Genomic DNA, 17,061 nt, shown 5'->3' with positions numbered 1-17,061 from the left:
CAAATCAAGGAAATAAATAGCAACCAAAAAGTTCTAATTATTTTATTTGATTGAAATGTCAAAAATATTACAAATAAGAATGGGATTTGTATACTTTCTCTCTTATCTTCGATAAAGAGTACTTACCATTATTATGCATCTATGATTTCAATACTAAGGCATTAATGAAAAAAAAACTCTAAAACTATTAATCAATTAATTATCGACAAAAATTTTCAATTTACGCAGAGAGTAAAAAAGTGTAAAATGAAAATTGGTTTATAACATTTCCTAAATGTTTTATGAAATAAATAAGGAGAAATGCTATGTCCCTTTATACACGTTCAAATCTAAAAGACGCTAAGAAAAAACGGCGAAAACGAATTTTTATGTGGATTTTCCTTCCTATATTAGTTCTAGCATTATCGGGTGCAGGATATGCCACCTTTTTAATAAAAAAAGCGGAGTCAGTCGTTAATAAATCTTATCAACCCGTAAAGGCTGCATCAAAAAGGGAGGTCAAAATTGACCCTGAGAAGGATAATATCTCCATTCTCCTGATTGGCGTAGACGAGAGTAAAGTTCGAGCCAAACAATACGGTTCCGCAGTACGAACGGATGCTCTTATGGTTGCTACGTTAAATAAAAAAGAAAAGTCAGTGACGCTGTTGAGTATACCTCGGGATTCATACGTTCATATACCAGAAAAAAATAAATACGATAAAATAAATCATGCACACGCATTTGGCGGACCAGCCTTAACAATTGAAACTGTTCAAGAACTTCTGGATATTCCCATCGATTATTATGTAAAAGTAAACTTTTATGCATTCATTGATACAGTCAATGCCCTTGATGGAATCGAAGTGGACGTTCCTTATGAAATTTCAGAGCAAGACTCACAGGATCGTCCAAATGCCATCCGTTTAAAGCCAGGTCTACAAACTTTAAACGGAGAACAAGCCCTTGCCTTGGCAAGAACAAGACATAAAGATTCCGATATCATGAGAGGACAAAGGCAACAGCAGATTCTTAAAGCCATCTTTAAAAAGGCTATTTCTGTTAAGTCCTTAACGAAGCATGGAAAATTAATTGAAGCAGTCGGTGAAAATATGACTACAGATATGTCATTCAGTAATATGAAAGCTTTAATGGATTATGGAATGGCGGGTAGTGGACTTACAATTGAGACGTTAGCTTTAAAAGGTGAAGATAGTTATATAAACAAAATTTACTATTATAAGCTGGATAAAGAATCTCTTAAGGAAACACAAAATAAACTAAAAGAACAATTAGGTTTGGAACCAAAAGTAGATAATGAAATTAAAGATGCAGACCAAGAAAAATCAGACGCTCAGGATAACTAAAATAACAAGCCGTATCACAATATGTGATACGGCTTGTTTTAACACAATTACTTTTTAAAACTTTATACTTGTATCCTAACAACTTGGTTTTTAAATTAATTAATGTTAGAGGGATTACAATAGGTAAAATCGAAAGGAAGTATCGTACTTCAAAAGGCTTCATTTATATTTAATACTCCTTTATAAATCGGAAAGGGAACTATAAACCATTGTCCCATTCTATATACCCTCAAATCAATATATTTTTTCAGTTAAAAAAAAGATGAGCTGCCATCTGCAACTCACCTTTAAAAGAATTTTATCTTACCGTTTCTGTGCTGGTCCACCAACCGTAAGAATTTTGAACCATTTTTGCCTTTTCCTCTGCGGCTTCGCGGCCAGCAAAACCACCAGTTACGATTCGGTAATACCTTTCAATTCTCCCGGATGGTTCGTATGTTGCCCACCAGCCTTTATTGGTAAAATAGGCCAATGCTTGTTTGGCCGAACTTTCTTCGATGAACTCTCCTGTTCGAATGCGATAATAGTAAACATATTCTCCATTTTCCTCATATGTTGCCCACCAGCCTCTTTCCTTAACACGATTAAGGGCTTCAATGACGTTCGATTCTCCCCCAATGCCACCGGTTACGATTCGATAAACATCTGGCTCACCGGTAGGTTCAAAGGTAGCCCACCAACCTGTGTCGCGCTTTAATCCTTCAAGTGCTTGCTGAACATTGTCTTCCCCTTTAAATCCGCCTGTTACGATGCGATAAATTGAATAGGCTGGTCTAGTCTTTTCATACGTCATCCACAATCCCGTTTCAGACTGTACGGCGTTCATTGCTTCCGCGGCTGCTTCTTCGCCTGTATACTCACCTGTTACAATCCGGTAATAAGGAGCTGTCTGTTGCAGTGGTTCATACGATGCCCACCAGCCCGTTTGAGCCTGAAGCATACCCAACTTTTGCTTTACATTTTCCTCACCAAGAAAACCGCCTGTTACTACCCGGTATACAGTAGGCACATGGTAGGTATTATACACCTGCTGAAGAGAGGTTATAAAGTTTGACCAACCATTGCTTAATATTACCCTCGGACAGTTCTTCCCTGACCAGTCCCGATGAGGTTTTACATTTTCCATAGGAATATTCAGCTGATCTATTAGATAGGCAATTAGTTTTTTGGCATTTTCTTCAGCTTTTGCATAGTTTCCATCTGCATTTTCAGTTATTTCAATACCAATTGAACTACGGTTTCCGGGCCCATCACCATCTCCTGCATGAAAGGCTGATTCACTTAATGGTAAATGCTGAACTATTTGTTTGTCATCCACAGTAAAATGCCAAGATACCCATGAATCTGGGTTCGTTGCCGCTTGATTAAGAAGATACCTACCGTGCATTTCTGCATCTGCACCACTTGCGGTATTAGCTGTATTATGGACAGTGATGTAGTCTGGTTTTAGCGTGGTACCGGGACGTACACTTATATTTCCTGTAGGTATAATCATTTTTTTATAGGGGATACCATAAATACTGGTAGTATCGAAGGTATCAACTGTCCCCTTATACTTCGCATTTTCAGTCGTAATCCATACCTGACGGGAGTTATAATCAATGAGGAACCAGCTTCCTGCTTGTTTTATAACATGTACAGTTGTGGGAGCAATGGTCTCTTCTGTCCTATAAACAGAAAAAGGTTCACTATAGATATAAACTGTTTCACCAAGAGTAAGTTCTGCATTTTTGGCGGCAACGTCTCTTAAGTTCACAATATTTTCATCATTGTAAACCCATCTCTCTCCCTGGTAACTATTGATGAGGAACCATTGTCCGTTCCTTTTGGTAGAGTGAAGCACTTGAGGTCCTAATCCCCCATCAACAGAGCCGTTTGGCTTTGTATACATGGAAATATTGCCGTTATTATAAAGGATGAATTCCCCGTCTCTCACAAAGTTTGATAAAACCCTTAAAGAAACTTCCCCTGGTGGCGTTGAAACAATCTCGTCCTTTCCGTTCTCAGCAGAAATAATGTTTGTGAAATCCGTGGCTTCTGTTTGCTGTGAAATGTTTGCCGGATCGTAACTGTTGGCGTACACATTTTGCATATTGACTACACCGCTGCTTCCTGCTATAAACATCCCAACAATTAGCACTCTTATTAATTTTTTCATAGTCATTCTTTACAGTCTAAAACTGCTTCTTCTCTCTCCCTTCCATAATTCTCTCATTCTTCTAAAATAATAAAAAACAACATCATCATTATACCAAAGGAAAATTTTTTCATCTCGTAAAATTAATAAAAAGAAAATTTTTTTTGGTTACTAATAACTTTGCTGTACCCATTTGTCACCAAAATATGATTATTTTCAATAACCGTTTTATAATAAAGGAAAATTTTATTCTACTTTTTTCAAAAAAATGTAAAATAAAATTAATTAGTAATTAATAAAAGGAGGATATTTGTGAAGAAGTGGTTTTCATTATTCATTTTCGGGATTATTTTGCTAGTTTCACAACCTGCCAATGCGCAATACTATGAAGTTCAAAAAGAATTGAGAGTCTATAAGGACCAAAGTTTTAATTCGCCAGTAGTCGGAACCATACAGCCAGGAGAAGTTTGGGTTGAGCGTACTTTCCCGTCTGGTTGGATGTTGCTATCTTATGAAAGATGGATTGCACCCGATGGCGCCAAAGTAGATATTAATAGGCCTTTTGAAGCTTTCGATACCCCATCATTAGATAGCCAAAAATTCACCTTCAGCCCCCAAACCGTTATTGCACACGATGGTGGAGTAAACGGGATTCTATTCATTGATACATGGGCAGGTCCAAAATGGACTGGTGTGAATGGTATGCCAAATAAAATGAATGACAGTTTCGCTGCGTACGATTATTCAGGTTCGACTACTCCTGTCGCATGGTTTGGTCCTCAAACAGTATACGTTTTACAAACAACTGATACTGCATGGTCGCTAATTAGTACTTACTTGGGACCAAAATGGATAATTCGTTACCCTCATATTAAAACAATAAATAGGTATTTCTGTGCGTATGTAAACCCTAATTATTCAAATTCTTGTAATACATTTGACCCTCAATCTGTAAGAGTGTTGAAAGATAATGGGAATGGATGGATTCAAATTTACACATACGCTGGGAATGAGTGGGTTGCCCCTCATGGTTCTTATTTAAATATTCCAACTAAATTTACAGCATTCGATAGTCCACAGGGAATGTCTATCGGGAGCTTTGATCCACAAACAGTTTTTGTTAAAGAAGAATCCATCAATCCATTCGGATGGTTAAAAATCCAAACCACTTTGGGGGATAAGTGGATCCGGGTTCCAAAATAATTTAGCGAGAACACGACGTAATAGTAAATAATCCACCTTGCAATAGTAAGCTTAATCGAGATATAATATTTGAAAATTTAATACCTTTTTATCCAAAGACCCCTGCTTCATAGTTGGGGTTTTTCAATTTCGAGCCCTGCTAAGGGGCTCCATTGCGGTGGCCGTAAATAGGCTCTACTTTTTAATTGAAAATTTCATTAAAATACGGATTTTAGGAGCTATTTGATTATGCTTTATGGAGTCATTGGTGTTTTATTATTATGGTATATGTTTTTTATCCTGCCAACTCAATGGCTAAAAATTGAGAGGGTTCATATACCCTTAGGGTTAAATAAGAAAGTATTACATCTTTCTGATTTACATGTGGAAAGATTGAGAATTTCACCCAAAAAAATAAACCGTATTATCAAAAGAGAAAAACCAGACATAATCCTTTTTACGGGAGATTTCATGGAAAGGGCAAGTAGTAAATCATTACTTGAACCATATTCAAAAATACTAAAACAATCAGCTGTCCCCTGTTATGCCGTTTTGGGGAACAAGGATTATTCCGTACAGCCTGTGGAGATTTGCATTAATTCTTTAGCAGAAAACAAGATACAAGTTTTAAGGAATGAATGGATTGATTTAGAAGATTTTGTCCTTGTCGGAATAGATGATTATTGTACGAATCACCATAATGTAAATTTATCATTTCATCATATCCCAAAGGAGAAGCCATCAATTGTAATGTGCCATGACCCAAATCTCATAGAATATATGGATCAGCCATTTACTCTTATGGTTTCGGGACATTTACATGGAAAACAAATAAACATCCCTTTTTTATTTGGCGCAAAATTTCAAGGTCCATTAATGAACCAAGGCATTTATAAGGCATTGCATATCCATAAAGGTCGTTATCTTTATATCTCTAAGGGCTTAGGACAATCAAGATATAATATCCGTTTTGGTGTTAGAAGTGAAGTTTCCGTACTAAATCTTTAAGTAAAATAAATCATGCATGAAGCCGTTAATATAAAACAGTGCTTGCGGGGGCTGGTGACAAAATAGGAATGGGGATACAACTTTATTCCTATTTTGTTTTTTATTGTTATTGTTTTTCAGGCTTTTTCCAAACCTATATCCTCTATCATTATCATTGAAGGTAATCCATTCGCAAAAGGTATCAAATCCAAGGAGAACAGATAAATTTCCTTTTTATCAATACTTCCAGCATTCTGATATGGAAAAAAAGCTCAATTACTATTACAATAGTATAGTGTTTTGCATTTTATCATCTATGAAAATATAACTATTGAATAATAAATAAGAGACCAGAAGGAAAAAAAGGTTTCTATTTTATTCCATAAATATTTTATTATTGTTTGTAAGGGAGGTACATTGGGTGAAATTTTCAAAAGTTTTTGGGTATATGATTCTTTCTGTTATATATGCTTGGGTTTCCAGTGCTATTTTGGTCTTCCACGGACCATTCGACTCACTTAAAAGTTATGTGATTGGAATCTTTACCACCTCCATGCATCCACAGTATTTAGCACCGTTATCCATGTGGACGGTATCTGCTGAGGAAAACAAACCCAGTATGGTGGTAGAAGTCGAAAAAGATAATATTAAAGATAAAGAGATCTATAAAAATATCAAAGCCCATTTAAAAAACAACACGGATGAATCTATTACAATCGAAGACTATAAAGACAAAACATATTCCGCCAAAATCATGTTGGTTCCAGACCCAACTCGTATTCGTGTTGCTGTAACGAAATATAAAGGTGATGTCGGTCAAACAGTAGGCGAAATGGTTGAGGACAATAAAGCGGTCGCGGGAATCAACGGCGGAGCATTCCAGGACGTTGGGTATCGTGGAACCGGTGGAGTTCCGTTAGGTACCACCATTCAAAAAGGGGAATTTGTAACAAAAGGCGGAACCCAGCCGATTGTTGGATTTACTCGTGACGGCGTATTGATGGTAGGTTCCTATTCAGAAAAAGAATTAATGGATAGAGACGTTACAGAAGCTTTAACATTCGGACCTGTTCTTGTAAAAGACGGAAAAGGGGTCGTCAAAGGTGATGGCGGTTGGGGAGCAGCTCCCAGAACGGCCATTGGTCAAAGAGAAGATGGTACCGTCATTATGATTGTGACCGATGGACGGATGATCCACGGAGCGAATAACTTGGGTGCCACCATGAATGACTTAATGCATTTAATGTTGAAATATGGTGCGGTAAGCGCAGCAAACTTAGATGGGGGTTCATCTGCAACGATGGTAAAAGATGGCGTGTTAATCAACGAACCATCTGATGTTCTCGGCGAACGAAAAATAGCAACTAGTTTTATCGTAATGCCTCAAAAATAGGGAGGAAGAACAGACTGTGAGAATATTTTTGCTTGCTTTAGTGTTCATTACTGCCTTGGAAACAGGCGTCTTTTGGCACTATGACAATATATTGAAAGGGCAGCAGTCCATTACTGCATCTACATCCGAAACAGGCACAAAGAAAAAAATCGAAACGCCTATTTTGAACAAGAAACTTTTAGCAGAGGAAAAAGTGAAATTAGTTTCGATTTCTGAAAATCAACGATATGTGGCTTATGTAAGCAATAACAATCGACTTCACATTATTGATATAGAAAATAATACTGAGCTGTATTCTGCAAATGAAGAAGACCAAATGAACTATATTAAATGGATCCGAAGTGACAATCTCTTTATTGGTTTAAAATCCGAACAAAACCATTTGGTTCTAAAAACTTTCCAAGTAGGGACACATAAAGAGCGGATCATTACAACATTTACAGGTGTTACTTCAACTTCTACGTTTAAATCAATCAGCTACAGTCCGTATACCAACGATGTGTATACACTCATTGGAAATGATACCATTACGAAATTGTATCACTTTAATACAAACGGAAAAATGACAAATGTGCCATTACGCAATAGTTACATTGAGAAACCTACTTTGTTATCAACAAAAAACGAATTGTTCTATGAAGACAAGTTTCACACCATTTGGTTGAAGCAAAATTCTTCCGTAAAGAACATTGAATCTAATGCAACGATTCTTTCCGTATACGATGATACAATTTATTACGGAAAGCTGGATCAAGATGGATACGTAACGAAAATTTACTCTTATCAAGATGGCCAAAAACACCTGATTGATGAACTTCCGACTCCTGTTTCAGGTGACCATATCCTAATTACAGAAGATGAAAATACTCTTTATATCGAAGATAACGTTTATTACGATATGAAACAAAATAAACATTTTACCTTGCCAAAAGATTCAGAAGTTACCGTTGAGAACCACAAATTTTTCCTTCTTACCCAGAATGACACGAATTTAATCAAAGAATAAAGGTTTAAAAGCGGCAATCGATGCCGCTTTTTTATTCTGCCAATAACCCCAGACCTTTCAAGCCACCAAAAAGCACACAGCTAAAGGGAAATGTTCCGTCATTATTATTTAACTACCTCAAATAATGTTCTTCAGTGCATAACTCCGAAAATAAAGTGACGGAATTTCAGGATGCTCTAACCCCCAAATTCCCCATACGTACAATGCAAATGCCAATCCATCAGAAGTACCATGCCGAAAGGCAGTCTATTGGAGTGGGGGCCAAGCGCATCAAAGAAGCCAAACTGAAATGAGCCATCGCTTTTATATATAAATTTGATACTCTATCAACTTAATATTCTTCTTTTTTTATAAAAAAAGATGAGCTGCATAACTAACAGCCCACCTTTTCTTAATTATTGAACGTATTGTGTGCTAACCCACCAACCATACGTATCGGAAAGCCATTGTGCTTTTTGCTCGGCAACGTCTAATCCGGCAAAGCCACCTGTGACAATACAGTAATATCTCTCTACTCTTCCGGATGGAGTGTAAGTGGCCCACCAACCTCTTTTGGTGAAAAAGGTTAACGATTGCTTGGCTGCATTTTCATCGAGAAACTCACCGGTTCGAATCCGATAGTAATAAACCGGTTCCCCGTATTCTTCAAAAGTAGCCCACCAGCCTCTTGCCGAAACACGGGCAAGGGCTTCTTTTGCTTGCGCTTCTCCTCCGAGTCCGCCCGTGACAATACGGTAAGTGTCAAGCTGACCTGTTGGTTCGTACGTCGCCCACCATCCAGTGTCGCGTTGTAATCCTGCGAGTGCCAGTTCTACGTTCTCTTTCCCTTTAAATCCCCCTGTCACAATGCGATAAGTGGGATATGCTGGTCTTGTTCTTTCATAGGTCATCCACATTTCGGATTCCAACTGAACGTCGTTCATGGCTTTTGCAACTGCGTCTTCTCCGATAAACTCTCCTGTAAAAATCCGGTAATATGGAGCAGTTTGTTCCAGCGGTTCGTAGGTAGCCCACCATCCAGTTTGCGTACGAAGTGTCTCCAATTTTTGCTTCACATTTGCCTCACCAAGAAATCCACCTGTTATGACACGATAAATGGACGACGTAGTAGGGGGTGAGGGTGTTTGAGTAACTATAGGAGCTTGTACCAAACCATAGCCAAACCAAAGGTCTTTTCCTTGTGCCCCTAAATCAAGGGTATTCACATCTAACAGATTTCTTAATTCACCGGTGGTCATGGATGGATGGGCCTGTTTTAATAAAGCGAGGTCTCCGGACACAAAAGGTGCGGCCATAGAGGTGCCGCTTAGATAAGCATATCCATTGTTTAGATAAGTACTTTTTACACTAACACCAGGTGCACTTACTTCAACCTCAGGACCGGTGGAAGAAAAGTCCGCCCTATTTTTATTGGCATCAATAGCTGAAACGGCAATAACAGAAGGATATCTTGCTGGATATTCCACATTATCCCCTGTACCATCACTTGTTCCGGCATTACCTGCTGCAGCTACAATTAGGACTCCATTAGCATATGCGTTATCAATAACGTTACGCAAGGCGTCTGAAGGCTCGTTTGATCCCATGCTCAAATTGATAATATCCATTTTATGTTCGATGGACCATTCAATTCCGGCAATGACATCGGATAAATAGCCTTCACCCTTAGAATCCAAAACCTTTACGGCATACAAAGAGCTTTCTGGTGCAATCCCCACTACTCCTAGGGCATTCTTTTTTGCACCAATTATCCCTGCTATATGTGTGCCATGGCCATTATTATCAAAATAACTGGAAGAACCATTTACAATTGATACGCCTCCAGAAATGGTCAAGTCTTCATGCTGGGCAATGCCCGTATCAATCACGGCAATTTTCACACCTTTGCCTGTATATCCACTAGACCATGATTGGGGCGCGTTTGTTGCTTGGACTCCCCATTCTTGTGATTCACTGTTAATCTTAACAAGGGTATCTTTTTCAACAGATTTTACATTTGGGTTGTTTTCCAGTAGATCAATCGCTCCTATTGGTACAGTGGCGCTAACGGCTTTTGCCTTATCGAGTTCTTGGTCTACAACTCCGTACTGATCTACTAAACTACTGTCTGCTTTATTGTTAAAAACAACAATTACTTTTTCGGATACCTCTGCAGCCTTCGCTGGCACCATCCCAGCAAAAAAGATCAATACGGAAAGAACGGCTGAACTTGCAATTTTGTAATATTTCCCCATTCGGTACGTTCCCCCCATGCTCTAAAAGAAATAAAATAACCTGAATCGCTATCAATTCAGGACTCAGGCTAGATAATCGTGCTTTTCTATTCCTATCTACTTAACTGGTTGCACTTCAGTTAATATGCACACTTAAACATTTAATGTATTTATCCCTTAGATTTAAGGTTTAACGGTTTTATTCCCTTAATCAGATTTAACAGTGGTTTATAGTCTTCCCTTACTAGGCCTACTTGTTCAACAAACAGCTCGATGACCAGTAATAGAACAGCGATAACGATTAATGAACCCCAAACTGTTGCTTGCGAGAAGATAAAGGCAGCAAGCCCAAAAATTATACTCATGCCATATATTAAGAGCACTGCTTGACGATGAGTGAAACCGGAACGTAATAAACAATGGTGAAGATGCGACTTATCTGGAGCAGAAATTGGCTGCTTATTAATCAACCGACGTATAATCGCAAAAAAAGTATCTGAAATCGGTACACCCAGAATAATAATTGGAATAATTAATGAGATAAAAGTAATATTTTTAAAACCTAAAAGAGATAATACCCCTATAATATATCCAAGAAATTGAGATCCAACATCACCCATAAAGATTTTTGCTGGATAAAAATTATAAAATAAAAATCCTAATGAGGAAACTGCTACTATTAACGCTATCAGCACAACATAAGTATTACCCATTACAACAGCCATGCCGGCAATAGTTAATAAAGCAATAGAAGATACCCCTGCTGCCAAGCCGTCCAAGCCATCAATTAAATTAATAGCATTTGTAACCCCAATAATCCAAAGCATCGTTAGAGGGATACTAAGTGGCCCAAAATCCAGATCGCCACCAAAAGGCAAATTAATAAACTCAACCTTCATATCTCCCCAAATGACGACGATAAATGCCGCAATAATTTGCCCAGCTAATTTATATTTAGCTGAAATATCTTTAATATCATCAATCATTCCAGTAATAATAATGACGAAGCTGCCTATCAATATTGGTATATGAAACGATTCTGAGGGATGAATAATCATAACACCAATAATAAAGCTCAAATAAATAGAAAGACCGCCTAATCTAGGCATGATACCTTGATGAACTTTACGCTGCTCAGGTTTGTCTGTGGCACCAATTTTGAATGCTATTTTTTTTACAATTGGAGTAAGGAGAATTGCCGCTACAAAACAAATCATCAATGTAAAATAAAACATACAGTCCTCCAAAAAATCCGCTTAATATATTACTAGACTTAGATAATCACTTTTTAAATTGAAGTACACAAATAATTTACCTTAATGGAGTATATCACAAATTACAACATAAAGATACATTTTTCACAAAATGGAAAGAGTTATAGCCTAGTATGAAAAAGGGTTTACAAATTATTTGACGAAAATTAGTTGTCCTTAGTTTCATGAAAAATACTTATTTTTTATAACTTTTAATACAAAGGCAGGTAACACAAGCATCCGTCTCCAGCGGCTTGGCTGTTTAATCAAACGATAGAACCATTCTAAATTCAAATTCCTCCAAAATGCGGGTGCCCTTTTGACAACCCCAGCCATGACATCGAAACTGCCGCCGACACCAATAAACAATCCTTTTTCCATTTCGGAGTAATTTTCAACAATCCATTCCTCTTGTTTTGGAAAACCTAAAGCAACAAATACCAAATCTGGTTTATTTGTGTGTATTTCGTTACGAATGTCAGTGGAATCCGTAAAATAGCCGTCCCGAAAACCGGAAATTTTTAAATTTGGATATCTTTCCTTAATATTAAATATCGCCTTTTCCAGAACTTCCTTTTTCGCACCAAGAAAATAGGCACTCCATCCATGTGAATTGCCCAAAGAAAGCAAATCGCACATTACCTCGAATCCCGGGATACGTTCAGGAAGCTTCCTTCCAATAATTTTTGAGGCAAGAATTACACCATACCCATCAGAAATCACATAATCAGCTTGATTTACCTTCTGTTGATAGAACGGATCTTTATCCGCATAATAAACAATTTCTGGATTGGCAGTAACTAAAAATGTTTTTTTCAAGTTGTTGACCCTGTTGAAAAGTTCCTTCATCAATTCGTTTCTTGTTTTGTAATCAAAGGATGTATGTAAAATTTTAATTTTTGGCTTCCCATTCATTGCTCTCACTCTTCCTCATTTATATTGCTGTTTTAATTAAATTACGACAAGTATTTTATAAAAAATATACTCGCTACGGTTAATTCTAAATATGAGTATAGAGGATAATGAATTAGGGAGCAAATCATACCGAAACGACACTTCGACTTATTTTCTGGAAAGAAAAAGGGACTGAACTCAATTTTACGAGTCAGTCCCTACTAAGCTATCACTTGTAAACTGGTATATCCACATAAAGTGTATAGTTATCTAATAGCTTATAAAGATTATATATATTATTAACCTGTTTTGAAGCCCAAGCAATATCAGTAGCATATTGGTGGTAAGGTAATACTGGATTCCATCTCATTTTATAGATGGTATCTTGTTGGAAGGTATCATTATAGATATAACCTTTTCCAATTAGCTCTGCCCCACCTATAATTGCTAACTCTGGTGTAAACCAACCTTTTTCGTAGGCTGTCTGTGCACCGCAAGTTTCTGGGCAGCTATCATACGCACCATAGCCATACATGTTATAAACTACTTTCCCATTATAATTTATTCCTTTGGCAAGAGCAGATTGACCATTTCCTGTTTCTAGCAAAGCATGGGAAATAAGATAAAGTTCATTAATATTATATAGCTGTGCGGCTTGAGCAAAAATACCTGCTGTACTTTGTAAGATACCTGCATTTGAATTTAAAATTTTCTCATTCACTTCACTGACATTAATACCCGCTGGCTTTGAAAGCTTTAAATACTGAAAGTATTGATTACTGTCTGAAGGGAAATTATTTGGGTTTAAATAATATTCAACATCTTCCGGTTTAGCATTTCTCCATGTTAGGGAAATTCTATACCAATCACCTACAGTTTCAAGGACCTTAAATCCGGTGAATCCCGCATTTAACTTAGCTACTGAAGCATAAGAGGTACCAGGACCACTACGTACATTTAACCCATCCACTGTAATTTTATTATTTGCCAAATCCACATAGGAGGAGTGAATATAAGCCGGATCATTACGGTACTTATCAGTTTGTGGTGATTGGTTCATTTGCAAGTTTAACATTTCATAAAGCGAAAGGTTATAATTTGTATATGTCACCTGCGGTCCATTTTGGACTTTTACGGGTGTTGACCACCAACCATAATGGTCAGCAAGCAACTTAACATTTGCGAGTGCTGTCTCATAACCTTGGAAACCGCCGGTTACAATTTTAAACACTCCCTCTGTTTTACCTGTAGATGTAGATACCGCATACCATCCGTTTTCTTTAAAGAAATTTAAGGCAGAATTTGAGTTATCCAATCCCAAAATAGGTTCTGACGTTATCCCGAAGACTGTATATCCATATTTGCCCGTTTCTTGTGGTGCTGCCCACCAGCCTCTTTTTTGAAAGAAACTAAGTGCATTAGTGACCTTTTCGTTTTCTAAAAGGGGTTCCGAAACGATATTAAAGTAAGGATAGGCCAACTCTTTCGACAACTCAGAGGTCGCCCATAACCCTCTATTTGAAAAAAAGGCAAGAGCATTATTGATCATTGAATCATCTACAGTGGGGCTTGTAACAATCTGAAAGACATTGTATAGTTTTTGACCAGTTGGATTAACTGATGCCCACCAATTCCGTGATTGGAAGAATTTTAATGCTGCATCAAGTTTCGATTTATCCAAACTTGGCTCAGAAACAATATTATAATTCAAAGGCACTTTATTGCCTGTTGCGGTTTTCGAATACCACCAATGCTTATTATCTAAGTAGGCTGTTACCTTAGATAAAGAATCTCCGTATAACGAATCAAATACGATATTAAATACATCTGGATTTGAAGTGCCTACATATTTAGCAGTCAGACCTAAGTCATTATTTATTTGATTCACAATGGCCTGAACAGTTGTTTCACCAACAAAACCACCGGAAATGACTGAGTAGGTGTCAGCATAATAACTTGGCACATAAGAAGCGTTTATTCCGGTCTGTGCCGTAAAATCTGCTAAAATGGATTTAACATTTTCTTCTCCATAATAACCACCGGAAATAAGATGGTAATAATCTGAGTACTGACCATTGGATTCATAAGAAGCTGTTATACCGGTAGCTTCCTGAAACTGACGAAGAACTTCTTTCACAGAATCTTCTCCAACATAGCCTCCTGATAGCACTCTCTTCTTAGGTATACCATTTCCAGTTGGAACGTAGGTTCCTGAAATACCAGTGCTTTCCTGGAATGATTGTAAAATCTGCTTTACATTTTCTTCTCCATAATAGCTACCAGAAATAATTTGTTTGTAAGGAACTGGGTTGCCCACAGGTTGATAAGCAGCTTTAAATCCTGTAGTAGTTTGAAACTGATTTAATACATTTTTTACGTTTTCCTCTCCGTAATAACTGCCTGAATAAAGCTGATAATATGGAGAAACAGCTCCTGTCGGTTCATAAGTTGCCCACCAATTAGTTTCTGCTTTCAGCCTATCTAGCGAAGTTTTTACAGATTCCTCCCCTATAAGCCCTCCAGTTTCAATTTTCCAAACTGAATAATCTGTATAAGCCTCGGATTGGCTGGGGAATAATAAAACACTGGATATAAGGATTGTTGGGAGAATTGCTTTAAAGAACCTTTTGAATGGCTCTAAATTCCCCTTCTTAATTCTACTATGTTCCATTTCTACTAAAAACCACCTCCGGAAAATCGACAACCTTATCGAAATTTAAAATTTCATGACTATATTTATCATATTTTGCATCTATTAAACTGTCAATGGATTTAGCTGGTTTTCAACTGGAAAAGACATAGAAAATTCACTTTTTTTATTTTTCGACAAAGTTTTTACACTTTTCCCATGATCACTTCACCAGAAGAAATTTTCATTTTACTAATAATTAAACAAAATAGTGTGCTAATTATAGAGCATAAGATAAACGAAACAGCAGTTTGAAAAAACACACCAGAATTACTAAAGAAGTTAATTGCCAACTGATTGGTAAAGCGTAAAACAAATGCATGAATCAGATATGCCCCAAAAGAATATTTACCAAACGCATTTAACATTTTAGTGATAAATGATTTTTTTTGAACTAATTTTTCTGTTATAAAAAAAATAAAAACGATTAAAAATAAGATAGCTACCATCATAAACGGCCTAAGCGGCCCTGTTACCCAAGAACTTTGAATATAATTGTTCCCTGTCAGATTTTGATTGATTATAGCAATATCAGAATAGATGAGATATACACAAATTCCAATTCCTGCCATAATGAAAAATCGGGATCTTCGTACAAATATTTTCCATTGCTCGTAATACAAACCAACGAAACCGCCTAAAATAAAATAAAATATCCAAAAAATAAAATTTCGATCTAAATAATTAAAAATAAATCCCAAATTTGGATTAGCAGAATGAATAAAACCTCTATTTAAGGCCCATACGATGGATAAATTAATAGCAAAGAAGACTGTTAATACCATCAGATTGGTTGACATTCTCCTATATTTCGACAAGAAGGTCCTGAAAAAAGGAAATAAAAAGTAAAATGGAATAATCATTACCATAAACCATAAATGATAATAACCTTCACCTGTAAACGTTAACTGAGTAATATCCTGTATCTGACCAAATGTACTAGTTGATGCCACTCCACCTAACATACTTGCCCATACATAATAAAATATTGTCCAAAAAAAGTATGGAATAAATATTTGTGTAAATCTCTTTCGTAAAAAACTTCTATAGTCTAACTTATTATTATAGTTGTAAAACAAAACAACGCCAGAAATAAAGACGAATAAGGGAACTGCGAATCTGGTTAATCCTAGTAAAGTTGTAGCAATTGTTATTTTTGAAAGATTAATATCAGGCTGAATAAATATTGCAGCCAATGCATGCTGCAAAACAACTGCCAAAAATGCTATTCCTCTTAAAACCTCAATCTCTTCTAATTTTACTTTTTTCAACAAATGTCCCCCCATTTATAATCAATATAACCAAAGTAATAAATTTTCTATTATAAGTCAATGTGAGAAATGTGGGAACTTTTTAGAAGGTAATACCATATTGACAAATAGTTGGCCCTAAAGCAAAGGTAGAGTGATTTCTCCATTCTTTGGATCAATATTTTCAGTCGTTACGGACAATTACCAACGTTAATTTCTTGTCGTTAAAGGATATTAGTAACAAGAATGGCATAAAAGCAAAAAAAATGGATAAAAATAGATTAGGCGAAAAATTTAGAAAGGTAGTGAATAATGCTTTATTTAGTTCTTGCACTCATAATATTGCTCACTTTTATTTTTGGTATGATTCGTGTTGAAAAAGAGAAAAGGCTGGAAAAGGCCGACAAAATGTACCATAGAAATAAGTTTTCATATCGAAAAAAATCGAGTCCATCATTAATAATAATCATTGAAAATATCATTTTTTGGACATGCACCCTTCTTATCGTCTATATTATTATTAATTAGGCTATTTTAAATTCATTAAGATTTTACACAGCTATTAATGAAAGGACCTGATTGGTCCTTTTTTTGTAAATTTGCACGAGAAAAGGCTAAGTAAGTTTACTTAGCCTTCAGATTGTAGACAAAAGGCATTCGAATGAGCCCATTCGGATGCCTTTTTGTTGGATTATTACTCGTAAGAGCAAA

At 36.6% G+C, this 17,061-nt stretch carries 11 protein-coding genes; 5 read left to right on the top strand and 6 right to left on the bottom strand.

Annotation, left to right across the window (positions count from 1 at the left end):
* Positions 1-305 precede the first annotated feature (305 nt).
* Positions 306-1,346, top strand: a complete 1,041-nt coding sequence (locus KHB02_RS13520) for an LCP family protein (RefSeq protein ID WP_213144089.1) — start codon at positions 306-308, stop codon at positions 1,344-1,346.
* Positions 1,347-1,644: 298 nt separating this feature from the next.
* Here the strand turns inward: KHB02_RS13520 and KHB02_RS13515 are convergent, their stop codons facing one another.
* Positions 1,645-3,504, bottom strand: a complete 1,860-nt coding sequence (locus KHB02_RS13515; RefSeq protein ID WP_213144088.1) for a peptidoglycan recognition protein family protein — start codon at positions 3,502-3,504, stop codon at positions 1,645-1,647.
* Between the two features lie 291 nt (positions 3,505-3,795).
* Here KHB02_RS13515 and KHB02_RS13510 point away from each other — a divergent pair, with 291 nt between their 5' ends.
* The 4 genes from KHB02_RS13510 (at position 3,796) to KHB02_RS13495 (ending at position 8,051) form a co-directional block, all read left to right on the top strand.
* Positions 3,796-4,686, top strand: a complete 891-nt coding sequence (locus tag KHB02_RS13510) for an S-layer protein (RefSeq protein WP_213144087.1) — start codon at positions 3,796-3,798, stop codon at positions 4,684-4,686.
* Between the two features lie 228 nt (positions 4,687-4,914).
* Positions 4,915-5,673: a metallophosphoesterase gene (locus KHB02_RS13505; RefSeq protein WP_213144086.1), complete on the top strand. Its 759-nt coding sequence runs from the start codon at positions 4,915-4,917 to the stop codon at positions 5,671-5,673.
* Positions 5,674-6,073: 400 nt separating this feature from the next.
* On the top strand, positions 6,074-7,045 hold the full coding sequence (locus tag KHB02_RS29915; RefSeq protein ID WP_213144085.1) for a phosphodiester glycosidase family protein: 972 nt from the start codon (positions 6,074-6,076) through the stop codon (positions 7,043-7,045).
* Positions 7,046-7,061: 16 nt separating this feature from the next.
* Entirely contained in the window at positions 7,062-8,051 is a 990-nt protein-coding gene (locus KHB02_RS13495) for a hypothetical protein (RefSeq protein ID WP_213144084.1), read from the top strand.
* A gap of 395 nt (positions 8,052-8,446) precedes the next feature.
* Here the strand turns inward: KHB02_RS13495 and KHB02_RS13490 are convergent, their stop codons facing one another.
* The 5 genes from KHB02_RS13490 to KHB02_RS13470 form a co-directional block, all read right to left on the bottom strand.
* Complete coding sequence (locus KHB02_RS13490; RefSeq protein WP_213144083.1) at positions 8,447-10,285, bottom strand: S8 family serine peptidase; 1,839 nt, start codon at positions 10,283-10,285, stop codon at positions 8,447-8,449.
* 149 nt (positions 10,286-10,434) lie between these two features.
* Positions 10,435-11,499, bottom strand: a complete 1,065-nt coding sequence (locus KHB02_RS13485; RefSeq protein WP_213144082.1) for a glycosyltransferase family 4 protein — start codon at positions 11,497-11,499, stop codon at positions 10,435-10,437.
* A gap of 201 nt (positions 11,500-11,700) precedes the next feature.
* Positions 11,701-12,432: a WecB/TagA/CpsF family glycosyltransferase gene (locus tag KHB02_RS13480; RefSeq protein ID WP_213144487.1), complete on the bottom strand. Its 732-nt coding sequence runs from the start codon at positions 12,430-12,432 to the stop codon at positions 11,701-11,703.
* Between the two features lie 208 nt (positions 12,433-12,640).
* The gene (locus tag KHB02_RS13475) at positions 12,641-15,082 is read right to left on the bottom strand and encodes an N-acetylglucosaminidase (protein WP_213144081.1); all 2,442 of its coding nucleotides are present in this window, start codon (positions 15,080-15,082) and stop codon (positions 12,641-12,643) included.
* Between the two features lie 164 nt (positions 15,083-15,246).
* Positions 15,247-16,371 carry an acyltransferase gene (locus tag KHB02_RS13470; RefSeq protein WP_213144080.1) on the bottom strand — a complete coding sequence of 375 codons (1,125 nt, stop codon included), beginning with the start codon at positions 16,369-16,371 and terminating at the stop codon, positions 15,247-15,249.
* Between the last annotated feature and the right edge of the window lie 690 nt (positions 16,372-17,061).

The sequence above is a fragment of the Neobacillus citreus genome (genome assembly GCF_018343545.2).
Taxonomy (GTDB): Bacteria; Bacillota; Bacilli; order Bacillales; family Cytobacillaceae; genus Neobacillus; species Neobacillus citreus.
The sequence above is the reverse complement of the archived record's forward strand: the minus strand, read 5'-3'. Positions and strand labels throughout refer to the sequence as shown.